Raw genomic sequence first — 24,098 nt, 5'->3', positions numbered from 1 at the left:
GGCGAAATGCCCGGCGGCGCGGATGCGCCCATGCACGATGCATCGCGTGCAGCCGTTGCAATTCACCGGCTCGAAGCGCGGCCTGCGGACGGTTTATCGGCACGCGCGGCGCGCAGGCGCAGGGGCCGCGCATGTTAACATCGCCGCAGTCATTCATTCCACCCGCGTTTCGTAAAAATTCTCTGGAGTTTCCATGCAGATCGGCCAACGCATCGGCACACCGCTTTCGACTTCCGCCACGCGCGTCATGCTGCTCGGCGCGGGCGAGCTGGGCAAGGAAGTGATCATCGCGCTGCAACGGCTCGGCGTCGAAGTGATCGCGGTCGATCGTTACCCGAACGCGCCGGGCCATCAGGTCGCGCATCGCGCGCACGTGATCGACATGACGGATGCGAAGGCTTTGCGCGCGCTTGTCGAACAGGAGCGCCCGCATCTAATCGTGCCGGAAATCGAGGCGATTGCGACCGATGCGCTCGCCGCGATCGAAACCGATGGCCTGGCAGAAGTGATCCCGACGGCGCGCGCCACACAGTTGACGATGAACCGCGAAGGCATCCGCCGTCTTGCTGCCGAGGAACTCGGCCTGCCGACTTCGCCCTATGCGTTCGCCGATTCACTCGACGAACTGAAGGCGGGCATCGCGAAGGTCGGCTATCCGTGTGTCGTGAAGCCGGTGATGTCGTCGTCGGGCAAGGGGCAGTCGGTGCTCAAGAGCGACGCCGACGTCGAAGCGGCATGGCAGTACGCAATGGCAGGCGGGCGCGTGAATTACGGGCGCGTGATCGTCGAGGGCTTTATCGACTTCGAGTACGAGATCACGCAACTGACCGTGCGCGCAATCGACCCCTCCACGCAGCAGACTTCGACCTACTACTGCGATCCCATCGGGCACGTGCAGGTGGCGGGCGATTACGTCGAATCGTGGCAGCCGCAGCCGATGAGCCCGCTCGCGCTCGAGCGCTCGCGCGAAGTCGCGCACAAGGTGACGGCGGCGCTCGGCGGCCGGGGTCTGTTCGGCGTGGAACTTTTCGTGCGCGGCGATGACGTATGGTTTTCGGAAGTGAGTCCGCGCCCGCACGACACGGGGCTCGTGACGCTCGCGTCGCAGCGTCTGTCGGAGTTCGAGTTGCACGCGCGCGCGATCCTTGGTCTGCCTGTCGATACGTCGCTGCGCGCGCCGGGCGCATCGGCCGTGATCTACGGCGGGCTCGACGAAGCGGGCATCGCGTTCGAAGGCGTCGCGCACGCGCTCGCCGTGCCGAACGCGGATCTGCGCCTGTTCGGCAAGCCGGAGAGCTTCGTCAAGCGCCGCATGGGCGTGGCGCTCGCGACGGGGCGCGACATCGGCGAAGCGCGTCAGCGCGCAAAGCAGGCAGCGGCGGCCGTGAAGCCGGTGTCGGCGAAGTAGTCGGTACGTAGATGCGGCGCAGGTGAGGAGCAGCGCGTGAAAGCGAAACGGGCAGGTGGTGTGCAATGCGGCGGACTCGTGCGGCGAGCCGCGCTGCTCGCATCGGCCGTCGCGTTGATGGCGACGCTGAGCGGCTGCGGCCTTGCCGCCGCGCCGTGCCGGATTGCGTCGGCGGGGCTGAAGATCGTGCCCGTGGTCGGCCATGCGGCCGCCGCGCCGACGGACGCATGCGCCGACGTGATCGATCCTTGAACCGTGTTTGAATCGCGCGCGTCAGCGGCCCGCCGCGCGATGATGGCCGCAAAAATGATGGGAACAGCAGTGGGAAAAGCGGCGTCGCTGCGTCATCCAAAAACGAGGCTTTCGATGAGCATGAGGCAGTGTGCGTTGATGGGCTTGCTGACGATCGCCGCCGTATCGGGCGCGGCCCGCGCTGCGGACTTGATGCCGCTGCCGGACATCAGGACCACGCATCGCGTCACGCAGAAATACACCTGTGCGACGGGACGCATTCTGCAGGTCACGTATCTGAACACGAGCAACGGACAGAGCTTCGCGATCCTGCCCGTCAAGGGCAAGCAGATGCTGTTCGTCAACGTGCTGTCGGGATCGGGTGCGAAGTATCAGGCGGCGAGCTATACGTGGTGGACGAAAGGCCCGCAGGCCACGCTGTACGACGCGATGCTCGGAGAGAATGCGCCGCCGATGTTGTCCGATTGCGTGACGATCGTGCGCTGACTCGTGCGCTGACGCGCGGCTAACGTGTTGCTGATGTCGTTCGGCGCAGCGCTTGCTCGCGCCGGGTGCCGGGCCCGACCCTCGTTCTTGTGGATTCCCTCGCACATCACGTGTGCTCGCTCATCGTTCACGGCCTGCCCCACGCACCGCGGACGCACGCCGACACGATTTCCCCACCCGGAGTAAGCTGTCTGCGACACACGAGCCGCGCCTCCTTCTGATGCCGTTGCGCGGCTGTCATCGTTTTCGATCATCCTTGTCCGCGCGCCGCAACGGTGACGTGGTCTGCGTTCGTCAAGCGAGACTTCCCATGAAAGCATCGGATCTGTTCGTCAAATCGCTGGAGGCAGAAGGCGTCGAGTACGTGTTCGGCATTCCCGGCGAAGAAAATCTCGATCTCCTCGAATCGCTGCGCCGCTCCCGGATCAGGCTCGTCCTCACCCGCCACGAACAGGCGGCCGGTTTCATGGCCGCGACCTATGGCCGCCTCACGGGCCGCACGGGCGTCTGCCTGGCGACGCTCGGTCCGGGCGCGACCAACTTCGTGACAGCGGCCGCGTACGCACAGCTAGGCGGCATGCCGATGCTGATGGTCACGGGCCAGAAGCCGATCAAGTCGAGCAAGCAGGGCCACTTCCAGATCGTCGATGTCGTGCGGATGATGGAGCCGCTCACCAAGTACACGCGGCAGATCGTGTCGATCGGCAATATTCCCGCGTCGGTGCGCGAGGCGTTCCGCCAGGCCGAAGAAGAGCGCCCGGGCGCCACGCATCTGGAACTGCCCGAGGACGTCGCGCATGAAGAGGGTGACGGCAAGCCGATTCCGAAGAGCTACAGCCGCCGGCCCGTCGCCGAAGAGAAAGCCGTCGAGCGCGCGGTGAAGGCCATCGCCGACGCGAAGCATCCGATCCTGATGATCGGCGCGGGCGGCAACCGCAAGACCACACGCAAGATGTTGCGCGAATTCGTCGACCAGATCGGCATTCCGTTCTTTACGACGCAGATGGGCAAGGGCGTGATCGACGAATCGCATCCGCTGTGGCTCGGCAACGCGACGCTGTCGGACGGCGACTTCGTGCACCGCGCGATCGATCACGCGGACTGCATCATCAACGTCGGCCACGACGTGATCGAAAAGCCGCCGTTCTTCATGCGCGGCGCCGATGCCGGCGAGAAGACGGTGATTCACGTCAACTTTCTCGGCGCGGAAGTGGACCCCGTGTACTTCCCGCAGATCGAAGTGGTCGGCGATATCGCGAATGCCGTGTGGCAAATGAAGGAGGCGTTGCAGGGCAAGGGCGAGCATTGGGACTTCGCGCGCTTCAAGGAGATCAAGGAGCATTTCGAAGCGCATCTCGTGAAGGGCCAGCACGACGACCGCTTCCCGATGTACCCGGTGCGCATCGTCAACGACGTGTACGAGACGATGCCCGTCGACGGCATCATCTGTCTCGACAACGGCATGTACAAGATCTGGTTCGCGCGCTACTACCGCGCGCACGAGCCGAACTCGCTGCTGCTCGACAATGCGCTCGCGTCGATGGGTGCGGGGCTGCCGTCGGCGATCGCGACGAAGATCGTGCTGCCCGAGCGCAAGGTGATGGCCGTGTGCGGCGACGGCGGCTTCATGATGAACTCGCAGGAACTCGAGACGGCCGTGCGCCTGAAGCTCGACCTCGTCGTGCTGATCCTGCGCGACGACGCGTTCGGCATGATCCGCTGGAAGCAGGAGAACATGAATTTCCCCGACTACGGGATGACGCTCAAGAACCCCGATTTCGTCGATTACGCGAAGAGCTATGGCGCGCAAGGACACCGGATCGCGTCGGCGGCCGAATTCGCGCCGCTCGTGCGCGAGTGCTTCGCGACGCCCGGCGTGCATGTGATCGACGTGCCCATCGACTACTCGGACAACGAGCGCGTGCTCAATCGCGAGATCAAGCGGCTGTCGGCGCAGCTTTGACGTGTCGCCGCTTTCCCCGGCGCGCGGCGCGGCGGATGCGGAACGGCCGTTGCTGCGCTCCTTTGATCGGATCAAGGAGAACGTGTCATGTTGCAGAAGAGTTACCCGTACTACCTCGCGAACGTCGCGGTAGCCGCGAACACCGATCTCGAAGTCACCGACAAGTTCAGCGGCGAAGTCGCCACGCGCGTCGCGCTCGCCGACGCGGCGGCGATCGACAAGGCCATCGGCCTCGCGGTCGCCGCGATGCCCGAGTTGCGCGCGTTTCCGCCGTTCAAGCGCCAGGCGGTGCTCGAACATTGCGTGAAGCGCTTTCGCGAGCGCTTCGACGAACTCGCGATGGCGCTGTGCATCGAGGCAGGCAAGCCGATCAACGATTCGCGCGGCGAAGTCACGCGCCTGATCGATACGTTCAAGGTCGCGGCGGAAGAATCGGTGCGCATCGACGGCGAGATCGTCAACCTCGAAATCTCGCAGCGCGCGAAGGGCTATCACGCGTATGTGAAGCGCGTGCCCATCGGGCCATGCTCGTTCATCTCGCCGTTCAACTTTCCGTTGAACCTCGCTGCGCACAAGGTCGCGCCGGCGCTTGCGGCGGGCGTGCCGTTCGTGCTCAAGCCGGCGAGCCGCACGCCAATCGGCGCGCTGATCATCGGCGAGGTGCTCGCGGAAACCGATCTGCCGAAGGGCGCTTTCTCGATCCTGCCCGCGCATCGCGACGGCGCCGATCTCTTTACCACCGACGAGCGCTTCAGGCTGCTGTCGTTCACGGGCTCGCCTGCTGTCGGCTGGGACCTGAAGGCGAAGGCGGGCAAGAAGAAGGTGATCCTGGAGCTGGGCGGCAACGCGGCCGCGATCGTCGATGGCGATCAGCGCGACAAGCTCGATTATGTCGTCGACCGGCTCGCGTTCGGCGCGTTCTATCAGTCGGGACAAAGCTGCATCGGCGTGCAGCGGATTCTCGCGCACGCATCGCTATACGACGCGCTGCGCGAGAAGCTGATCGCGAAGACGAAATCGCTGAAGATGGGCGACCCGAAGGACGAAAAGACCTTCGTCGGGCCCATGATCTCCGAGTCCGAATCGCGGCGGCTCGCGGGCTGGATGGACGGCGCGGTGAAGGCGGGCGCGAAGATCGTTGCGGGCGGCAACGTGGACGGCGCGATGTTCGAAGCGACGCTGCTCGAAAACGTCGGGCGCGACACCGATCTGTACCGTAAGGAGGCGTTCGGGCCCGTCGCAATTCTCGAAAAGTTCGACGATTTCAAAAGCGCGCTCGCAACCGTCAACGACAGCGATTTCGGATTGCAGGCGGGCGTCTTCACCGATTCGCTCGCGCACGCGCATCAGGCGTGGGACGAACTGGAAGTAGGCGGCGTGGTCATCAATGATGTGCCGTCGTTCCGCGTCGACAATATGCCGTATGGCGGCGTGAAGGACTCGGGCCTCGGGCGCGAAGGCATCCGCTACGCGATCGAGGACATGACGGAACTGCGCCTGATGGTGATGCGCGAGACGTGGTGAGGTCGGGTGAGGAACGAGGGCGGCTGCGCATGACGCGGGCTGTTTGCCGCTTCATTCGCATGTCAGGCGGCTGTCACCGGATTGACTCGTTCGCCGTCTACGCTGCCCGCGTCGGACACGTCCGCTCCGTTCCGCTCGCGCCGGGCGTCGCGCCGGGCGATGGCGCGGCCGTCCCCGGGCGACGCAGGCCGGTGTCCCACAAGAACAGGCCAGAAGCCGAAGTGCTACAATACCGGCCTTTCCGGCGGATGTTTCCGCCGGCCGGAGCCGGCCGCATGCCTGCCTGCCGATACTGGTATCTGGTGATACCAAGGGCGGGTCTTGTGATGGACGCCGTGGCTCCGCCTTCATCCTGATGCCCTCCGCGGCCCCGGCCGCTGCAGAAGAAGCTGCAAGAGAGTTTGAGCGGACGCCCGGGCGCCCGCCTTTGGCAACGCGCAAGCGGTTCCGCCCAAGCGCATTTTTAGCGAAAGCCACCATGTCCGACACAGCAACCACGCCCAGCACCGTGACCTTCGACCAGTTCGGTCTTCACGCCGACATCCTCAAAGCCATCGCGGAACAGGGATACACGACGCCGACGCCGATCCAGGCCAAGGCGATTCCCGTCGTGCTGGGCGGCCGGGACGTGATGGGCGCCGCGCAGACAGGCACGGGCAAGACAGCGGGCTTCTCGCTGCCGATCATCCAGCGCCTGCTGCCGCTCGCGAACACGAGCGCGTCGCCCGCGCGCCACCCCGTCCGCGCGCTGATCCTCACGCCGACGCGCGAACTCGCCGACCAGGTCGCCGCGAACGTGCAGTCGTACGCGAAGCACACGGCGCTGCGCAGTGCCGTCGTATTCGGCGGCGTCGACATGAATCCGCAATCGGCGGAACTGCGGCGCGGCGTCGAAATCCTGATCGCGACGCCGGGGCGCCTGCTCGACCACGTGCAGCAGAAGACGGCCAATCTCGGCCAGGTGCAAATGCTCGTGCTCGACGAAGCCGACCGCATGCTCGACATGGGCTTCCTGCCCGATCTGCAGCGCATCCTGAACCTGCTGCCGAGCGAGCGCCAGACACTGCTCTTCTCGGCGACCTTTTCGCCCGAAATCAAGAAGCTCGCGTCTACTTATCTGCGCGACCCGCAGACGATCGAAGTCGCGCGCAGCAACTCGACGGCGACCAACGTCACGCAGATCGTCTACGAAGTGGCCGAGGGCGACAAGACGGGCGCTGTCGTGCAACTGATCCGCGAACGCAGCCTCAAGCAGGTGATCGTGTTCTGCAATAGCAAGATCGGCGCGAGCCGTCTCGCGCGCCAGCTGGAACGCGACGGCGTGGTCGCGACCGCGATTCACGGCGACCGCACCCAAAGCGAACGGATGCAGGCGCTCGACGCGTTCAAGCGCGGCGAAATCGAAGCGCTGGTGGCGACGGATGTGGCGGCACGCGGTCTCGACATCGCGGAACTGCCTGCCGTGATCAACTTCGATCTGCCGTTCAACGCCGAAGACTACGTGCACCGGATCGGCCGGACGGGCCGCGCGGGCGCATCGGGCGACGCGCTGTCGCTATTCAGCCCGAACGAGCGCAAGCAGCTCGCCGACATCGAGAAGCTGATCAAGCGTCCGCTGGACGTGCAGCGTCTCGCCGTCGATACGCCTGTGCGTCATCACCACGACGAGCGCGGCTCGCGGCGCGACCGCGACGACCGTAGCCGCCGTCGCACGACGGGTGCGCACGAGCGTCCGTCGCATGGGGCGCATCATCGTCAGCAGCCCGTCGACGATTTCTTCTTCAAGCCGTACGAGCCGTCGCCTTCGGCCGTGTCCGCTTCCGCCAAGCGCGAAGAGGCGCCGGCCGCGCCGCAGAAGCCGGCTTCGAAACAGCCGCTCGCTGCGCTGCTGGGCGGTTTCGGGATGCCGCGCAAGACGACCTCTTCGAACTGATATCGCTTAACGCCATCGGCGGCACGCTGAGCGGCGAGACTGGCTGAAAACGGCGCCATTGCTGGCGCCGTTTTCATTTCTCTTCATGCTCTTCATCGCACCGCGCGGGACGCGTCAGCGTTTCAAGCGCTCCGACCACGCCCCGATCGCTTCGGCGTAAAACGCTTCCCGCGACAACGCAGCCGTCCCGCTCGGCTTCAGCCCCAGATGCAACGCCGCGTCGTTGAGCGCGACGAGCGGCCGGCTTGCGTCGAGCGCAAATGCGCCCGTCTGCTTGCTGAGCTTTTCTCCGTCGGCATTCGTGACGACGGGCACGTGAAGATAAGAGGGCGTCGGCGCGCGCAGGCACTGTTGCAGATAGATCTGACGCGCCGTCGAGTCGAGCAGATCCGCGCCACGCACGACATGCGTGATGCGCTGATCCGCATCGTCGACGACGACGGCCAGTTGATACGCCCACTGATCGTCGGCCCGGCGCAAGACGAAATCGCCGACTTCCGTCGCGAGATTCTGCGTCTGCGGGCCTTGCCAGCGATCGTCGAACGTAACGATGGCGGCATCGCCGTCGGGCACGCGCAATCGCCATGCGCGCGCGGGCTTGCCGTTCAGGCCGTTGCGGCAGGTGCCGGGATAGGCGAGCGTCGTATGGCGCGCATGCGCGTGCACGAGCGAATCGGCGATCTCCTTGCGCGTGCAGCCGCACGGATAAACGAGCCCTGTCGATTGCAGGCGTTCGAATTCCCGCTGATAAAGCGGCATGCGCCGGCTTTGCCAGACGGGCGGCTCGTCGGCGACCATGCCGAAGCGCGCAAGTGTTTCGAGAATATCTTCTGCCGCGCCGGGGACGGTGCGCGGACCGTCGATGTCTTCGATCCGCACGAGCCACGTACCGCGATGCGCGCGCGCGTCGAGCCAGCTTGCGAGCGCGCTGACCAGCGAACCGAAATGCAGCGGGCCGGTCGGCGACGGGGCGAAACGTCCGCGATAGGCTGTCATGCAGCGAACGTCAGCATCGAGCCATCACGGCGTGCGCGCGCGGGTTACGCCGCGCGCGCTGCGCTGGCGTGTTGCGCTTGCGGATGACAGGCGGTGCAGGTCTTGCCCGGCACGTAGTACGGCGATTTCTGGTCTTCCGGCGTGACGACGCTGCGGCAGCCGAAGCACTGCACGGTGGCCGTCGGCTGCAGACTCGGATCGAGCGAGGTGCGATAGTCGAACACGAAGCACTCGCCGTTGTAGTGCGCGCCGCCCACTTCCTCGAAGTACTTCAGGATGCCGCCTTCCAGCTGGTAGACGTTTTCGATGCCGACATCCTTCATGTGGATCGCCGCCTTCTCGCAGCGAATGCCGCCCGTGCAAAACGATACGACCGTCTTGCCTTCGAGGTCCGCGCGGTTCCGCTCGATCACAGCCGGAAATTCGCTGAACTTCGTGATGCGGTAATCGAGCGCGTTGTCGAACGTGCCGACATCGACTTCGAACGCATTGCGCGTGTCGAGCATCACGACGGGGCGGCCCGCGTCGTCGTGACCGCGGTCGAGCCACATCTTGAGCCTGCGCGCATCGACGGCGGGCGCGCGGCCCAGTTCCGGCTTGATGGCCGGCTTCTTCATCGTGATGATTTCGCGCTTGAGCTTGACGAGCATCCGGCGGAACGGCTGCGTCTCCGACAGGCTTTCCTTGAACTGAAGCTCGGCGAATTTGCCCTCGAACAGAGGGTCATGACGGACGTAGTCGATGAACTCGCGCACTTGCGCGATTTCACCGGCGATAAACAGGTTGATGCCTTCCGGCGCGAGCAGGATCGTGCCGCGCAAGCCGAGCTCGTTGCAGCGGGCGGTGACGAGCGGCCGCCATTCGACCGTCTTGTCGAGCGTCGAGAACTGGTAGGCCGAGAGATTCAGGATATTCATGCTGGTCCAGCGATAAAGCGCCGTGCCCCGGCGCGCGTCGATGGCGGGCGCAGCACGTGTACGGCGGGGAATTGGTGCGAGTCCGTATTATCCCTCATCCTGCGGATCGCTTCGCAATCTGCCGGGCGGCATATTGACTTGCGCGCGAATAGCCCGAATGGCCGACCTACATGCGCGCGGATCGCCGCCGTAAAAGCGCCACGCGCGAGCCCGCCTGGCCGGATGGCCAACGGGCCGGTTCAGGGCCGTTTTGCCGAAAATTTTCGGGAGGGCAGGGTTACAATGTCGCCCATGTCAGATCCCCGCTTCGTCCATCTCCGCGTTCACTCCGAATTCTCGATTGCCGATGGCATCGTGCGCCTCGACGACGTCGTCGCCGCCGCTGCCAAAGACGGTCAGGGCGCACTCGCGCTCACCGATCTCGGCAACGCATTCGGTCTCGTCCGTTTCTACAAGGAAGCCCGCGACAAAGGGGTCAAACCCATTGCGGGCTGCGATGTCTGGATCACGAATCCCGACGACCGCGACAAGCCTTCGCGGCTTCTATTGCTGGTCAAGAACAAGACCGGCTATCTGAACCTGTGCGAACTGCTGTCGAAGGCGTGGCTCACGAACCAGTATCGCGGACGCGCGGAAGTCGAGGCGGCGTGGCTCGAAAGCGGCCTCGCCGAGGGACTGCTTGCGCTGTCGGGCGCGCAGCACGGCGACGTGGGCATCGCGCTCGCGGCGGGCAACGAGGAAGCCGCCAAGCGCAATGCATCGCGTTGGGCGAAAGTCTTTCCGAACGCGTTCTATATCGAACTGCAACGCAGCGGGCAGCTGGGCGCCGAGACGTACGTGCAGCATGCGGTCGCGCTGGCCGCTTCGCTGAAGCTGCCTGTCGTCGCGACGCATCCGCTGCAGTACATGACGGCCGACGACTTCACCGCGCACGAAGCGCGCGTGTGCATTTCCGAGGGCGATATTCTCGCGAATCCGCGTCGCCAGAAGCGCTTTACGACGGACCAGTATTTCCGCACGCAAGACGAGATGGCCGCGATGTTCGCGGACATTCCGTCCGCGCTCGCGAACACCGTCGAGATCGCGAAGCGCTGCAATCTCACGCTCGAACTCGGCAAGCCGAAGCTGCCGCTCTTCCCGACACCGGATGGCATGTCGCTCGACGACTATCTGGTGCAACTGTCGAAGGAAGGGCTGGAGAAGCGTCTCGAGCAGCTGTACCCCGATCAGGCCGAACGCGACGCGCAGCGGGAGACGTACTATGCGCGTCTCGATTTCGAATGCGGCACGATCATCAAGATGGGCTTCCCCGGCTACTTCCTGATCGTCGCGGACTTCATCAACTGGGCGAAGAACAACGGCGTGCCCGTCGGGCCGGGCCGGGGCTCGGGCGCGGGCTCGCTCGTCGCGTACGCGCTTGGCATCACCGATCTCGATCCGCTGCGCTACAACCTGCTGTTCGAACGTTTTCTGAATCCGGAGCGGGTGTCGATGCCCGACTTCGATATCGACTTCTGCCAGCACGGCCGCGATCGCGTGATCCAGTACGTGAAGGAGAAGTACGGCGCCGATGCCGTGTCGCAGATCGCGACGTTCGGCACGATGGCCGCGAAGGCGGCCGTGCGCGACATCGGCCGCGTGCTCGATCTCGGCTACATGTTCACGGACGGCGTCGCGAAGCTGATTCCGTTCAAGCCCGGCAAGCACGTGACCATTGCCGATGCGATGAAGGAAGAGCCGCTGCTGCAGGAGCGCTTCGACAACGAAGACGAAGTACACCAGCTGCTCGAGCTCGCGCAGCGCGTGGAAGGCCTGACGCGTAACGTCGGCATGCACGCGGGCGGCGTGCTGATCGCGCCCGGCAAGCTGACGGACTTCTGTCCGCTCTATACGCAGGGCGACGAAAGCGGCGTCGTGAGCCAGTACGACAAGGACGACGTCGAAGCCGTCGGCCTCGTGAAGTTCGACTTTCTGGGCCTGACCACGCTGACCATTCTCGACTGGGCCGAGCGATACATCCGCCGGTTGGACCCGTCGAAGGAAAACTGGTCGCTCTCGCAAGTGCCGCTCGACGACCCGGCCTCGTTCTCGATCCTCAAGAAAGCGAACACCGTCGCCGTGTTCCAGCTGGAAAGCCGCGGCATGCAGGGCATGTTGAAGGACGCACAGCCCGACCGCTTCGAGGACATCATTGCGCTGGTCGCGTTGTACCGTCCGGGGCCGATGGATCTGATCCCGAGCTTCTGCGCGCGTAAGCACGGCCGCGAAACAGTAGAGTATCCGGACCCGCGCGTCGAGCCTGTTCTGAAAGAGACCTACGGCATCATGGTCTATCAGGAGCAGGTGATGCAGATGGCCCAGATCATCGGCGGCTATTCGCTGGGCGGCGCCGACCTGCTGCGCCGCGCGATGGGCAAGAAGAAGCCCGAGGAAATGGCGAAGCACCGCGAGATCTTCGCCGAGGGCGCCGCGACGAACGGCCTCACGCGCGAGAAGTCGGACGAGATCTTCGACCTGATGGAGAAGTTCGCGGGCTACGGCTTCAACAAGTCGCACGCGGCCGCCTATGCGCTGCTCGCGTACTACACCGCGTGGCTCAAGGCGCATCATCCCGCCGAATTCATGGCGGCCAACATGTCGCTCGCGATGGACGACACGGACAAGGTCAAGATCCTGTTCGAAGACTGCCTCGCGAACAAGATGGCCGTGCTGCCGCCGGACATCAATCTGTCCGCCTATCGATTCGAGCCGGTTGCTGAAAGCGACGGCAAGCGTTCGCGCACGATTCGCTATGGCCTGGGCGCGATAAAGGGCAGCGGCCAGAACGCAATCGAAGAAATCCTGCGCGCGCGCGAAGACGGTCCGTTCGTCGATCTCTTCGATTTCTGCAACCGTATCGATCGCCGCATCGTCAACCGCCGCACGATCGAAGCGCTGATTCGCGCGGGCGCGTTCGATTCGCTGCACCCGAACCGCGCGCAACTGCTCGCGTCGGTGTCGCTCGCGATGGAAGCCGCCGATCAGGCGAGCGCCAACGCGATGCAGGCGGGCCTGTTCGACATGGGCGATGCGCCGTCGCAAGGGCATGAGCTTGTTGACGAACCCGTGTGGCCGGACAAGCGCCGCCTGCAGGAAGAAAAGACGGCGCTCGGCTTCTATCTGTCGGGCCATCTGTTTGACGCGTACAAGGACGAAGTGCGGCGCTTCGTGCGGCAGAAGATCGGCGAACTGAAGGAAGGGCGCGACAAGCTGGTGGCGGGCGTCATCGTTTCGCTGCGCACGCAGATGACCCAGCGCGGCAAGATGCTGATCGCGCTGCTCGACGACGGCACGGGCCAGTGCGAAGTGACCGTCTTCAACGAACAGTTCGAGGCGCACAAGCAGCTCTTCAAGGAAGACGAACTGCTCGTCGTGCAGGGCCAGGCGCGCAACGACGCGTTCACGGGCGGCATCCGTTTTACCGTCGATACGCCGATGGATCTCGGCCGCGCCCGCACGCGTTACGCACAGGCGGTGAAGGTGCGGATGAACGGCAACGCGGACGCCCACGCGCTGCGGCGTGTGCTCGAAGCGCATTGCGCGAAGCCGGAAGATGCCGAAAGCGCTGCGCCCGCTGCTGCGTCGAGTCGCAGTGGCCGTGGCGGTCAGTATGGGCAGAATGGCCAGAACGGCCAGAACGGGGATATGGGCCGTGGGCAGCGCCCATCCGCGCCAATGCCTAACGGTCTCGCCGTGCAGATCGTCTATCGCAGCGACAACGCGGAAGGCGAGGTGCGGCTCGGCGATGCGTGGCGCGTGAAGCCGACGGACGAATTGCTGGCCGCGTTGCGCAACGAGTTTTCAGGCAGCGCGATCGAGATCGTGTACTGATTGATCGACAGATCGATCGAGTGATGAACGAGAGGCCGGCTCGCGCGAGCGGGCCTCCGCTTCGTTCAACGGCCCGAAGCGTTCTTGCGGCCCAGTTGCGCGAGCTTCACGAACCGGTAGTACACGGTTTCCGCATTGAACATCGCGATCATGAAGCCCGCGCGCCCATCGAGAAATCCGCGCCGCAGCAGGTACGTCCGCACGAACGCCCACGTGCCTCTTGCGACGGCCTTGCCGAAGCTGCCGCGCTGGCCGGCCGCGTGACGCTGCTGTGCGCCCAGCGTCGAATACGCGTCGAGCTTGCGCAACACCGTCTCGAAGTCTTCGTACGAGTGATGCATCAGCTTGCCTTCGAGGCGCTTCGCGGGCGTATCGTACACGAGTCGCTCGTGCACGAGATCATCGGAAAAGCGAGCGGCGCCGCGTTTGAAGAGGCGCGGAATCCAGTCCGGGTACCATCCGCTGTGGCGTACCCAGTGACCGCAAAACGCCGACAGCCGGTCGATCGCATAGACATCCGCGACGGGCGCGGCCAGTGCGCTCGCAATCGAGACGGCCAGTTCGGGCGTCACGACTTCGTCGGCGTCGATCGACAGGACCCATGTCGTAGTGAGCGCGTCGACGGCGCGGTTCTTCTGCGGACCGAAACCCGGCCAGTCGGTGTGCGTGAGCACGCGGGCGCGATGCGCGCGGGCGATCTCGACCGTGCCATCGGTGCTGCCGCTATCGACGACGACGATCTCGTCGGCGAACGCGACGGCCCGCAGGCATTCGTCGAGCCTGCGCGCGGCATTCTTCGTGATGATGGCGACGCCGAGCGTGGGTTGTGTCATGCGAGTCGAAAGCGGGAGAAAAGGCGGACGGCGCGCGCTCTGCTGCTGAAGCGCCGTCAGAGCCCAGCGAAAGTTGCGCAAGTATACACAGCACCGCGCACGGCACAGCGCACAGCACAACGCATATCACGCCCCGCGCTACTGAAAAGGCCAACCCGGCCAACCCCAGGCAAGACGAGCCAGGACACTCCGCCAATGCGGGCTTTTACCGTCAATCGGCCGACCCGGGATAGCAACCTGGACGGTTTACAATGTCGCATTTGCAAATCCGCCCGAGGGGCGGTTCATGGACGCGGCGGGACGCCGCGAAGCGCGTCCGCATTTCCAGAGGATCTCTTGAGCGCCAAGCCAACGTTAAGCAAACCCATCGGCTCGGGTGAAGTATCGTCGTCAGTCGTCGTGCTGCGCCGTCTGTGGCCGTATGTGAAGCCGCTCATCTGGACCGTCATCGCCGCCATCGCTACGATGGGCGCCGTCGCCGCCACCGAGGCCGGCATTCCCGCGCTGCTCAAGCCGCTGCTCGATCATGGCTTCGGCTCGCACGGCAGCGACAGCGCGAAATGGTACGTGCCGCTCGCCGTGATCGGCCTCGCGCTCGTGCGCGGCGTCGCGCAGTACGCGTCGGGCTATCTGCTGTCGTATGTATCGAACCGGATTCTGCTCGATCTGCGGCTCACGATGTTCAACCGGATGATCCACGGCAGCGTCGCGTTTTTTCAGCGCGAGACGGCGAGCACGGTGATCAACGCGATCGTCTTTGAGGTGAACCAGATCCTGAACGTGTTGACGGGCGTGATGGTCACGCTCGTGCGCGATTCGCTGACAGTCGTGTTCCTGCTCGGTTACCTGTTCTATCTGAACTGGCGCCTGACGCTGATCGTCGCGGTGCTGCTGCCGGGCATCGGCTGGCTGGTCGGCAAGATCAACCGGCGGCTGCGGCGGCTGAACCGCGAGCACCAGACGCTCACGAACGAGCTGTCGTACATCGTCGAAGAGACGGTGGGCGGCTACAAGGTCGTCAAGGTCCACAACGGCGAGCAGTACGAAATCGACCGCTTCACGCAGATGAGCAAGCGCCTGCGCGGCTACTCGATGCGCATGACAGTGTCGGGCGGTCTCGCGCAGCCGCTCACGCAGTTCCTTGCGTCGATCGCGCTCGCGGTCGTCATCACGATTGCCGTCGTGCAGTCGTCGCACGATCAGACGACGGTCGGCGGCTTCGTCGCGTTCGTCACGTCGATGCTGCTGATCATTTCGCCCCTCAAGCACCTGATGGACGTGAACCAGCCGCTGCAACGCGGCATGACGGCGGCCGAGCTGATCTTCGGGCTGATCGACGAGCCGTCGGAGCCGGAGGGCGGCGGGCGCAAGCTGGAGCGGGCGACGGGCGAGGTCGAATTCCGCGACGTGTCGTTCATGTATGGCGCGAGCGGCCCGATGCAGCGGCAGACACTCGATAGCGTGTCGTTCAAGGTCGCGCCGGGCGAGATGGTCGCGCTGGCGGGCCCGTCGGGCAGCGGCAAGACGACGCTCGTGAACCTGCTGCCGCGCTTCTTCGATCCGAGCGGCGGCAAGGTTCTCGTCGACGGCATCGCGCTGCCCGAGTACGGCATTCACGCGCTGCGCAGCCAGATCGCGATGGTGAGCCAGGACGTCGTGCTCTTCAACGACACGATTGCGAACAACGTCGCGTATGGCCAGGCAGCCGACGCCGAGCGCGTGAAAGCGGCGTTGCACGCGGCCAATCTGTGGGACACGGTGGCCTCGATGCCGAACGGCATCGACACGCTGATCGGCGACAACGGCATGATGCTGTCGGGCGGCCAGCGCCAGCGGCTCGCAATCGCGCGCGCGGTCTACAAGGACGCGCCCATCCTGATTCTCGACGAAGCCACGTCGGCGCTGGATTCCGAGTCAGAGCGCCATGTACAGGCCGCGCTCGAAACGCTGATGAAGGGCCGCACGACGCTCGTGATCGCGCACCGCCTGTCGACCATCGAACGCGCGGACCGCATTCTTGTGCTCGACGCGGGGCGCATCGTCGAGCGCGGCAGTCATCGCGAACTGCTCGCGCAAGACGGGCTGTACGCGCATCTGCATCGGATCCAGTTTCAGCAGCATGCGGCGTGAGCGGATGCGCGCGCGCATCGCTGAGCGCGCGGCGCGAATTGTCTCGCCCTCGCCCGCTGACGCCGACGTGCCGCGTTCGCACCGCGCGCTCGGCGTTCATACCCGTTCGATCGACGCTCCGGCAAAGCCCCTTCAATGCTAAAAATCGGAATCTCCGCCAACGCGCTCAAATACAGCGGCGGCCTCGAACGCTATGCGATGGACCTCGTGCGCGGATTCGCCGGCATCGGCATCGAGCCTGCATTCTTCGCGCGGCGCTTCGATATGTCGGTGCCTGAGAGCGGACTTGTCGAGCGTCATCGAATCCCCGTGTCGCTGCTGCCGGGAAAATGGCGCGACGTGTGGTTTTCGGCCCGTCTGCGCAGGGCACGCCACGCCGCGCGCGTCGACGTGCTGATCGGCTGCAACCGTGTCGATTCTTCCGATATCGCGATCTGCGGCGGTACGCACATCGGCTTTCTGCGCGCGACGCGCCGCCCGGCGAAGCGTTCCGACCGGCGGCAGATCGAACTCGAAAAGCGCCAGTACGAGCGCTCGGCGGTGATCGTCGCGCATTCCGATCTGATGCGCGACGAGCTGATCGAGCTGTACGGCGTCGACGAGACGAAGATCGAAGTGCTCTATCCGCCCGTCGACTCAACGCGCTTCACGCCCGTCGACGCCGCGACGCGCGCAGCGCTGCGCAAGCGTTACGGCTTTGCCGACGACGAAATCGTGCTGCTGTTTCCGTCGAGCAGCCACCGGCGCAAGGGCTTGCCGCTGATCGAAGCCGCGCTGCGCGATATCGATCCGCGCGTCGTCGTCGCGGTTGCGGGCCGGCCGCTCGACAGGCCGGCAGAGCGCATCCGCCATATCGGCTACGTGCGTGAAATCGAAGACTGCTACCGTGCCGCGGACTTCACGATCCTCGCATCCGAATATGAGCCTTTCGGACTGGTCGGCGTCGAGTCGGTGATGTGCGGCACGCCCGTCATCTTCCCGTCGACAATCGGCTGCTGCTCGGCGATTGCCGGGCAGGCGAAGTTCGTTTTTGCACACGGCGACGTGGCCGCGTTGCGGGCGGCGATCGAGCGCGCAGTGAATGCGTCATCAGCCGAAGTCCATGCCGCTGCCGGCCCGCGCGTGCCCGCCGGCTCCGTGCTCTACGACACGAGCGTGGCGGCTCACGTCGCGACGCTGTTGAAACTGGCGCAGCGCTTGAGCCGCGCCCGCTAGCCGCTTGCGGGGCTGGGATTGGAGGGCCACATGGTAAAATCAGGCGCTTCTGATGCAGATTAATCGTCGAACGACCGCGTATTTCGGGTGACGGGCAACGGAAGTCATTGCGCGCCTTTTTTGCGATAAGTTGCGCTCACGTATCAGCGGGCATCAGAGATGACACCGTCGGAAATGTTTTGTATGAGAAAAGAGCGGCCTGCTGTCATCAAGGTGAGCAGCAGATGGGAATCGCTGAAGAGGGCCAACGCGGCGATCACCCAATGAGTCGACTGTCCGGACGTATCCGAATCTTTGCGCGCGCCGTTCCGCGGCTCGCCCTCAAGCCATTGCGCCGCCGGCCCGCCGCGCCGGCGCGCATCCTGATTGCTCACCATCTGCTGCTCGGCGATACGCTGCTGCTCACGCCGTTGCTGGCGAAGCTGCGCGCGCAGTATCCGCAGGCGGACATCGTGCTCGCGTGCCCGAAGCCGATCGTGCCGCTGTATGCCGCGCGGCCGTTCGACGTCACGGCGTTGCCGTTCGATCCGCGCGATCTGTCGACGGTGCAGCGCGTGTTGCGCTCGGGCCCGTACGATCTGGGCATTGTCGCGGGCGACAACCGGCATAGCTGGCTTGCGCTCGGCGCGGGCTGCCGCTGGATCGTTGCGCATGCAGCCGATGTGCCCGCATGGAAGAACTGGCCCGTCAACGAACACATTTCGTATCCGTCGAAGCCGGCCGCCTGGGCCGACCTCGCGACGGAGCTGGTGGATGGCGAGCCGCCGCGTCATTACCGGACACAGGATTGGCCGCAGCCCGCCGCTTCAGCCGTGTTGGACGAACGGCTCAAACAACGGCCGTATGTCGTGCTGCATCCGGGCGCGAGCACGGCCGTGAAGCGGTGGCCGGACGCGCGCTGGCGCGAAGTCGCGCAATACGTTGCCGGCCTCGGATACTTGCCAGTCTGGAGCGGTGGCCCCGGCGAAACCGATCTGATTCGCCGCATCGATCCCGACCCCGGGCACCCGAATCTGGCGGGACGGCTCGGGCTCGGCGAACTGTGGCATCTGTTCGCCGGCGCACGTGCGGTGGTGTGTCCCGATACGGGCGTCGCGCATCTGGGGCGCCTCGTCGGCGTGCCGACGATCGCGCTCTTCGGTCCCGGCAATGCGCTGATTCACGGCGCCGGTCAATACTGGAGCGATGTGCCGTTCGTGCCCGTCACGATCGCCGATATGCCGTGCCGTGACGAGCCGTTTATTTTTCGCCGCGAGGTGCCGTGGGTCCGCCGTTGCGACCGCAACGCGGAGACTTGCGTCGACTGGCGCGGCGATCACGCTGCCTGCATGGGTCGCCTGACGGTCGATTCCGTCTGCCGGGCGTTGAGCGTTGCACTGGGAGTCTCATGAAAAACTTGGCGGCGCGCGGAGAGCGCGTGCTTTGGGTTGCCTGCCCGATCATCCTGTTTGCGGTCATGTTCGGACACATGACCGCGATCGTCTACAACGGTCTCGCGCTGCTGGCCATCGGCACGCTGTGCGCCGCATGCGCATCGGACACGCCGGCGCTGCGCCGCTGGCCGCTCGTCCTGCCGATCTGCGCGTGGGCCGCATGGGCGCTGGCTGCCGTCGTATGGTCGCGCGCGCAACCCGTCAGCCTGCATCAGTGGTTCGACGAGATTCTCTATCCGTTCGTCGCCTTTCTCGGCTTCTGGGTCGTCGGCAGCCGCACGCAGCGGCCGGCGTCCTTCGTCGCCGTCACGTGGATCGCCGCCGCGTTGCTGGCGCTCACGAGCATCGTCAACTGGGGCCATCTGCAGCCGCCCACGGCCGATACGTTTCTGCTTCACTACTACAACCGCGTCGGCCATACGAGCACGCTGGCCGTTTTCGCGATGCCGCTCTTCTCCGGCGTGATGTTGCGCGCGCGCTGGCGGGCAGTCGGCATGACGGGGCTTATCCTGTGCCTGTTCGTCGGGCTCGCCACGCTCAATCGTTTCTTCTGGCCCGCCGCGGCGATCACGCTGCTAGTCGCGCTGTTTCCGTTCTACCGCAAGCGGATGCTGATCGCGGGCGTGGTGTGCATCATCGCGGCCGCTGCGGCGCTCGGAAGCCTCGAACTCAGCGCGCGGCTGCGCTACGGCGACGCGGCGCCGCGTCCGGCGCAAGGCGACTTTCATATCGGCGGACATCAGATCTACCTGCCGCCCGCGCTGATGGGCATCGGCGACACGGTGTCGAACGATACGCGTCCCAAGCTGTGGGCGTTCTACGAGCGCGTGGGCGCCGAGCATACGTGGACTGGCATCGGTTTCGGCAAGCCGCTGCCGGGCATCGCCTATCGGAACCAGATGCCCGCGAGCCTGCTCACGCTCGAGCCTCAGGCGCTGACGCATGCGCACAATCTGTTCATCAACACGTGGCTGCAGACGGGGATCATCGGCCTCGCGCTGCAATCCGTGCTGCTGCTCGCGCTCATCGCGCGCTTCTGGAATTTGCGTCATGTCGAGCCGCTCGTCAGCGCAGCGGGTATCGCGCTCGTCGCGGGCATGCTCGCGAAGAATCTGACGGACGACTTTATGTGGCAAACGACAATTCTCGCTTTCTGGTCTTTCTCTGGTCTGCTGCTGGGAATCGGCGAGCGCAGCCGCGAAACGCGCACGGTGATGTCATGACGCTCCGCCACGAAGCCCCCAAACCGGTTACAGCCCGCGACGCGCATGTGCGCGAAGCCGACGGCGCGCCGTTGCGCATCCTGTTCCATATCAACGACTTCGGCAAAGGCGGTACGGAAACCTCGCTGCTCGCGTGGCTCAATGCGCTGGACAGACGGCATTTCGCGCCGGCCGTCTCGGTCGCGTATCCGACCGACGATCTCGCGTTCTGGCAGGCCCATTCGATTCCCGCCGATGTCCCCGTCTACGTGCTGGCTGAGCCGGGCTGGATGCACGGCACGCATCTGATCGCGCGCAAGCGCAAGCTGAAGGGCGCGAAGAAGCTCTATCACAAGCTGCTGACGTATGGCGTCGTCAGGCCGCTGGCCGCGCGCCGCTTCACGCGGATCGCGCGAAGCTTCGACATCGTCTGCGACTACGATTTTTCGCTGCGCCATCTGGCCGGCCGCTGCGACGTGCCCGTGGTCGGCGTGAGCCACTTCAGTCTCGCGACCCGCATCGGCAACCGCGGCGCGCGCTTTATCGCGCGAAGGATGAACCAGTACCGGCGCTATGCCGCCGTCGCGATGATCACACCGGCCATGGCGCGTGAAGCCGAGTCGCTTTCCGGCGGCGACCGGCTGAACCTGGTCGAGCTGCCAAACGTGATCGACATCGCGCGAATCCGGCGCGACGCGACGGCGAGCGTCGACTATCCGGCGAATCCGTATATCGTGTCGGTGGCAAGGCTCGACGAGGGGCAAAAGGATAACTCGACGCTGCTGCGCGCGTTCGCCGAAGTTCGCCGACGCGCCGCGACGCCGATCGATCTCGTGCTGATCGGCGAAGGCCGCGACCGCGCCAAGCTGGAGCAACTCGCGGCCGAGTTGGACATCGGCGCTCACGTGCAATTCCTCGGGTTTCGCGCGAATCCATTCCCGTACATACGACGTGCGGAGATGCTGGTTCTGAGCAGCCGCTACGAAGGCTGCCCGATGGTGCTGGGCGAAGCGATGGCGATCGGCACGCCCGTCGTTTCCGCCGATTGTCCGACGGGGCCGCGCGATCTTTTAGACGGCGGCGACGCGGGTCTGCTCGTGCCGCCAGGCGACGTCGGCGCGATGGCGGCGGCGATTGAGCGTCTGCTGACGGACAGCGCCGCGCGCCGCGCGCAGATCGAAAACGCCAACAGGAAAGTGGCGTCGTTTGCGCCGGAAAACGCAAGCCGACGCATGCTGCAACTCGTGCGGCGGCTTCGCGGAATGAAGTAAAGGTCGACGCGATGATCGGCTGACGCTGCGATTGCGTCGCAGTGGGCGCGTGCGTGCATGCGCGCATGCGCCTAGGCGAAGCATGCAGTCATTGCGCTCTCTCCATTGACGTGTGTCTCGCTGCTACGCGCGCTACACGCCGCTCGTCACCAGCGATAACACCGACAGATCCGGATGCGTCCCCTCGACGATGCTCTTGCCGACGTGCACGGCTTCATACGTCGCATCGTCGAGCGTCTTGAACGACTCCTCGCCGTCCGCGTGAAACGGCACCGTGTGGCCGGGCAGTTTCGGGTCCGCGCCGGGGTGGCACACGTAGCCGATGTACGTGTAGCGCTCGCTGTCATCCTTCAGGGATGGCGCGATATGAATCTCGAAGCCTTCGTATTCGACCGTCTGCCAACGCAGGATTACGGCGTCGTCGGACATGATTGCCTCCGTGCAGGGCGGGCGCGTCGATGGGCCTGTGGGTAACGGGCGAGACTGACGCTGCGCCGCGTGTCATGCGCCGCGGTGCGCGGCGCGGTGATGTCGAATGGTTCGGCGCGAATGGCGCGGCATGGATGGTCAGCGACAGCGGGATCAGTGCCGATGCCGCATGCGTTCCCACCAGCGATGCCCGTCGAAGCGGCCCAACATCCTGTCGCGAAGAGGGTGATCGCGTCGCCACTGATGCGATATCAGCGTCGCGATGACGGCCAACACGACGATGCCGACCACGATGCTTACCATTGATTCAGCCATGGCAGCCTCCGTCTATTGCAACTGCATACGGAAAGTCTAGTTGATTTGTTAGAAGAGGGCGGCCGGTGCCCGGTCCGCGCTTTCCTCGATGCCGTCCCCGATCGATCTTTGTAACGCCTACACGGAACCCATTGAAATTCAGTATCGCCCGTCGATGCGGCGCGCATCGGCGGAACGATTTTCATCGTCGGAAAGGAGCGCTTCGAGGCCGAACAGCCACGCGACACCGAGCGCGAAGATGCCGGCCGCCGAGCGCTTCGGCAGCGTCGGGGCATTGCCGGGTGATGCCCTGCAAAGCCTGTCGTAGCAGGCCTCTGGCAAGGGTTCCGGGTCGTCGGTGTATTCGAATTGTTCCGTGTGCATGTCGCCTCCCGCGCGTGGTGTCAGTGCGTCACCGCAATTGCTGTGCCACGGGAGGGTGGGCGAGATGGGAAGGGCGATGCGTTACATCAGCACGATGTCGTACTGCTCCTGGCTCAGATTCGACTCGACCTGCAACGACACCGGCTTGCCGATGAAATCGATCAGCATCGCCAGATGCTGGGATTCTTCCTCGAGGAACAGATCGATGACCTGCTGCGACGCCACCACGCGAAACTCGCGCGGGTTGAACTGGCGCGACTCGCGCAGGATTTCGCGCAGCACGTCGTAACAGACGGTGCGCGCCGTCTTCACCTGGCCTTTGCCCTGGCAGACAGGACAAGGCTCGCACAGCACGTGCGCGAGCGATTCGCGCGTGCGCTTTCTCGTCATCTCGACGAGCCCGAGCTGCGAGAACCCGTTGACCGTCACGCGTGTGCGGTCGCGCGCAAGCGCCTTCTTCAGTTCGTTGAGCACCTGGTCGCGATGCTCGGCGTTTTCCATATCGATGAAGTCGATGATGATCACGCCGCCCAGGTTGCGCAGCCGCAGTTGACGCGCGATCGTGTGCGCCGCTTCGAGGTTGGTCTTGAAGATCGTGTCGTCGAAATTGCGGGCGCCGACGTAGCCGCCCGTGTTGACGTCGATGGTGGTCATCGCTTCCGTCTGGTCGATCACGAGATAGCCGCCCGACTTCAGATCGACGCGCCGCGACAGTGCGCGCTGGATTTCCGTTTCGATGTCGTAGAGATCGAAAAGCGGGCGCTCGCCCGTGTAGTGATGCAGCTTCGATGAGACAGCCGGCGTGAACTCCGCCGCGAACTCCGCGAGCATCTGATACGTCTCGCGCGAGTCCACCTGAATGCGCGTGGTCTCGTCGTTGACGAAGTCGCGCAGCACGCGCTGCGCGAGATTCAGGTCCTGATAGAGCAGGCTCGTGGCGGGCATGCGCTGCCCCTGCGAGAGTATCGTTGCCCACGTCTTGCGCAGATACGCGACATCGGCGGCCAGCTCTTCGCTTGTCGCGTCTTCGGCGATGGTGCGCACGATGTAGCCGCCTTTCTCGTCGACGGGCAGCACCGACGTGAGCCGTGCGCGCACGGCCTCGCGTTCGGCTTCGCTCTCGATCTTCTGCGAGATGCCGATATGCGGCTCCTGCGGCAGATAGACGAGCGTGCGCCCCGCGATGCTCACCTGCGTGGAAAGCCTCGCGCCCTTGGTGCCGATCGGGTCCTTCACGACCTGGACCATCAGCGTCTGCCCTTCGAAGACGATCTTCTCGATGGGCTGATGTGGCGCCGGTTGCTGCGTTTCGCCAGCGAGCCGTGGATGCCAGATGTCGGCGACATGCAGGAACGCGGCACGCTCCAGACCGATGTCGATGAACGCCGACTGCATGCCCGGCAGCACGCGCACGACCTTGCCGAGATAGACGTTGCCGACCCGCCCGCGCGACAGCGTGCGTTCGACATGAAGCTCCTGCACTGCGCCCTGCTGGACCAACGCGACGCGCGTCTCCTGTGGCGTGACGTTAATCAGGATTTCTTCGTTCATGGTTTTG

Annotated in this window: 19 protein-coding genes; 12 read left to right on the top strand and 7 right to left on the bottom strand. The window is 64.9% G+C overall.

Going from position 1 to position 24,098, the window contains the following annotated elements; all coding sequences use genetic code 11:
- Positions 1-193: 193 nt before the first annotated feature.
- The 6 genes from purT to BMW76_RS07145 all read left to right on the top strand — a co-directional run bounded on the left by purT (position 194) and on the right by BMW76_RS07145 (position 7,566).
- Positions 194-1,408 carry a formate-dependent phosphoribosylglycinamide formyltransferase gene (purT, locus tag BMW76_RS07170; protein ID WP_090864465.1) on the top strand — a complete coding sequence of 405 codons (1,215 nt, stop codon included), beginning with the start codon at positions 194-196 and terminating at the stop codon, positions 1,406-1,408.
- Between the two features lie 60 nt (positions 1,409-1,468).
- The gene (locus tag BMW76_RS07165) at positions 1,469-1,660 is read left to right on the top strand and encodes a DUF6726 family protein (protein ID WP_245763146.1); all 192 of its coding nucleotides are present in this window, start codon (positions 1,469-1,471) and stop codon (positions 1,658-1,660) included.
- 114 nt (positions 1,661-1,774) lie between these two features.
- On the top strand, positions 1,775-2,146 hold the full coding sequence (locus BMW76_RS07160; RefSeq protein WP_090864463.1) for an MliC family protein: 372 nt from the start codon (positions 1,775-1,777) through the stop codon (positions 2,144-2,146).
- A gap of 310 nt (positions 2,147-2,456) precedes the next feature.
- Positions 2,457-4,109, top strand: coding sequence for an acetolactate synthase large subunit (locus BMW76_RS07155; RefSeq protein ID WP_090864462.1), 1,653 nt, complete (start codon positions 2,457-2,459; stop codon positions 4,107-4,109).
- Positions 4,110-4,196: 87 nt separating this feature from the next.
- Positions 4,197-5,633: an aldehyde dehydrogenase family protein gene (locus tag BMW76_RS07150; RefSeq protein WP_090864461.1), complete on the top strand. Its 1,437-nt coding sequence runs from the start codon at positions 4,197-4,199 to the stop codon at positions 5,631-5,633.
- A 478-nt stretch (positions 5,634-6,111) separates the two neighbouring features.
- Entirely contained in the window at positions 6,112-7,566 is a 1,455-nt protein-coding gene (locus BMW76_RS07145) for a DEAD/DEAH box helicase (protein ID WP_090864460.1), read from the top strand.
- Between the two features lie 114 nt (positions 7,567-7,680).
- Here the strand turns inward: BMW76_RS07145 and gluQRS are convergent, their stop codons facing one another.
- Both gluQRS and BMW76_RS07135 read right to left on the bottom strand, forming a co-directional pair.
- Positions 7,681-8,562: a tRNA glutamyl-Q(34) synthetase GluQRS gene (gluQRS, locus tag BMW76_RS07140; RefSeq protein ID WP_090864459.1), complete on the bottom strand. Its 882-nt coding sequence runs from the start codon at positions 8,560-8,562 to the stop codon at positions 7,681-7,683.
- Between the two features lie 44 nt (positions 8,563-8,606).
- Entirely contained in the window at positions 8,607-9,479 is an 873-nt protein-coding gene (locus tag BMW76_RS07135) for a sulfurtransferase (RefSeq protein ID WP_090864458.1), read from the bottom strand.
- A gap of 282 nt (positions 9,480-9,761) precedes the next feature.
- On the opposite strand from BMW76_RS07135, the gene dnaE reads away from it, so the two are divergent.
- Entirely contained in the window at positions 9,762-13,349 is a 3,588-nt protein-coding gene (dnaE, locus tag BMW76_RS07130) for a DNA polymerase III subunit alpha (protein ID WP_090864457.1), read from the top strand.
- Between the two features lie 65 nt (positions 13,350-13,414).
- On the opposite strand, the gene BMW76_RS07125 is transcribed toward dnaE, so the two are convergent.
- Positions 13,415-14,182 (bottom strand): glycosyltransferase family 2 protein, encoded by a 768-nt coding sequence (locus BMW76_RS07125; RefSeq protein WP_090864456.1) that lies wholly within the window; start codon positions 14,180-14,182, stop codon positions 13,415-13,417.
- Between the two features lie 336 nt (positions 14,183-14,518).
- Here BMW76_RS07125 and msbA point away from each other — a divergent pair, with 336 nt between their 5' ends.
- The 5 genes from msbA to BMW76_RS07100 all read left to right on the top strand — a co-directional run bounded on the left by msbA (position 14,519) and on the right by BMW76_RS07100 (position 21,433).
- Positions 14,519-16,312: a lipid A export permease/ATP-binding protein MsbA gene (msbA, locus tag BMW76_RS07120; RefSeq protein WP_090864455.1), complete on the top strand. Its 1,794-nt coding sequence runs from the start codon at positions 14,519-14,521 to the stop codon at positions 16,310-16,312.
- A gap of 135 nt (positions 16,313-16,447) precedes the next feature.
- On the top strand, positions 16,448-17,527 hold the full coding sequence (locus tag BMW76_RS07115) for a glycosyltransferase family 4 protein (protein WP_090864454.1): 1,080 nt from the start codon (positions 16,448-16,450) through the stop codon (positions 17,525-17,527).
- A 263-nt stretch (positions 17,528-17,790) separates the two neighbouring features.
- On the top strand, positions 17,791-18,918 hold the full coding sequence (locus BMW76_RS07110) for a glycosyltransferase family 9 protein (RefSeq protein WP_090864453.1): 1,128 nt from the start codon (positions 17,791-17,793) through the stop codon (positions 18,916-18,918).
- Positions 18,915-20,183, top strand: a complete 1,269-nt coding sequence (locus BMW76_RS07105) for an O-antigen ligase family protein (protein WP_090864452.1) — start codon at positions 18,915-18,917, stop codon at positions 20,181-20,183. Before BMW76_RS07110 ends, BMW76_RS07105 begins: the two co-directional genes overlap by 4 nt.
- A complete protein-coding gene (locus BMW76_RS07100; RefSeq protein WP_090864451.1) occupies positions 20,180-21,433 on the top strand; it encodes a glycosyltransferase in 1,254 nt (417 codons plus the stop codon). Before BMW76_RS07105 ends, BMW76_RS07100 begins: the two co-directional genes overlap by 4 nt.
- Before the next feature lie 132 nt (positions 21,434-21,565).
- On the opposite strand, the gene BMW76_RS07095 is transcribed toward BMW76_RS07100, so the two are convergent.
- The 4 genes from BMW76_RS07095 to rng all read right to left on the bottom strand — a co-directional run bounded on the left by BMW76_RS07095 (position 21,566) and on the right by rng (position 24,091).
- Positions 21,566-21,862 (bottom strand): hypothetical protein, encoded by a 297-nt coding sequence (locus tag BMW76_RS07095; protein WP_090864450.1) that lies wholly within the window; start codon positions 21,860-21,862, stop codon positions 21,566-21,568.
- A 153-nt stretch (positions 21,863-22,015) separates the two neighbouring features.
- On the bottom strand, positions 22,016-22,177 hold the full coding sequence (locus tag BMW76_RS41015) for a hypothetical protein (protein WP_177200322.1): 162 nt from the start codon (positions 22,175-22,177) through the stop codon (positions 22,016-22,018).
- Positions 22,178-22,315: 138 nt separating this feature from the next.
- Positions 22,316-22,540 (bottom strand): hypothetical protein, encoded by a 225-nt coding sequence (locus BMW76_RS07090; protein ID WP_090864449.1) that lies wholly within the window; start codon positions 22,538-22,540, stop codon positions 22,316-22,318.
- A gap of 81 nt (positions 22,541-22,621) precedes the next feature.
- Positions 22,622-24,091, bottom strand: coding sequence for a ribonuclease G (rng, locus tag BMW76_RS07085; protein WP_090864448.1), 1,470 nt, complete (start codon positions 24,089-24,091; stop codon positions 22,622-22,624).
- Between the last annotated feature and the right edge of the window lie 7 nt (positions 24,092-24,098).

This window comes from Paraburkholderia diazotrophica, from assembly GCF_900108945.1.
Classification (GTDB): Bacteria; Pseudomonadota; Gammaproteobacteria; order Burkholderiales; family Burkholderiaceae; genus Paraburkholderia; species Paraburkholderia diazotrophica.
Note: the sequence above shows the minus strand (reverse complement) of the source record. Positions and strands in the feature narration are given on the sequence as shown.

Bases quoted from the DNA above. Each gene is read 5' to 3' on its own strand.
- purT (WP_090864465.1), top strand. From the start codon at position 194: ATGCAGATCGGCCAACGCATCGGCACACCGCTTTCGACTTCCGCCACG.
- BMW76_RS07160 (WP_090864463.1), top strand. From the start codon at position 1,775: ATGAGCATGAGGCAGTGTGCGTTGATGGGCTTGCTGACGATCGCCGCC.
- BMW76_RS07155 (WP_090864462.1), top strand. From the start codon at position 2,457: ATGAAAGCATCGGATCTGTTCGTCAAATCGCTGGAGGCAGAAGGCGTC.
- BMW76_RS07150 (WP_090864461.1), top strand. From the start codon at position 4,197: ATGTTGCAGAAGAGTTACCCGTACTACCTCGCGAACGTCGCGGTAGCC.
- BMW76_RS07145 (WP_090864460.1), top strand. From the start codon at position 6,112: ATGTCCGACACAGCAACCACGCCCAGCACCGTGACCTTCGACCAGTTC.
- gluQRS (WP_090864459.1), bottom strand. From the start codon at position 8,562: ATGACAGCCTATCGCGGACGTTTCGCCCCGTCGCCGACCGGCCCGCTG.
- BMW76_RS07135 (WP_090864458.1), bottom strand. From the start codon at position 9,479: ATGAATATCCTGAATCTCTCGGCCTACCAGTTCTCGACGCTCGACAAG.
- dnaE (WP_090864457.1), top strand. From the start codon at position 9,762: ATGTCGCCCATGTCAGATCCCCGCTTCGTCCATCTCCGCGTTCACTCC.
- BMW76_RS07125 (WP_090864456.1), bottom strand. From the start codon at position 14,182: ATGACACAACCCACGCTCGGCGTCGCCATCATCACGAAGAATGCCGCG.
- BMW76_RS07115 (WP_090864454.1), top strand. From the start codon at position 16,448: ATGCTAAAAATCGGAATCTCCGCCAACGCGCTCAAATACAGCGGCGGC.
- BMW76_RS07110 (WP_090864453.1), top strand. From the start codon at position 17,791: ATGAGTCGACTGTCCGGACGTATCCGAATCTTTGCGCGCGCCGTTCCG.
- BMW76_RS07105 (WP_090864452.1), top strand. From the start codon at position 18,915: ATGAAAAACTTGGCGGCGCGCGGAGAGCGCGTGCTTTGGGTTGCCTGC.
- BMW76_RS07100 (WP_090864451.1), top strand. From the start codon at position 20,180: ATGACGCTCCGCCACGAAGCCCCCAAACCGGTTACAGCCCGCGACGCG.
- BMW76_RS07095 (WP_090864450.1), bottom strand. From the start codon at position 21,862: ATGTCCGACGACGCCGTAATCCTGCGTTGGCAGACGGTCGAATACGAA.
- BMW76_RS41015 (WP_177200322.1), bottom strand. From the start codon at position 22,177: ATGGCTGAATCAATGGTAAGCATCGTGGTCGGCATCGTCGTGTTGGCC.
- BMW76_RS07090 (WP_090864449.1), bottom strand. From the start codon at position 22,540: ATGCACACGGAACAATTCGAATACACCGACGACCCGGAACCCTTGCCA.
- rng (WP_090864448.1), bottom strand. From the start codon at position 24,091: ATGAACGAAGAAATCCTGATTAACGTCACGCCACAGGAGACGCGCGTC.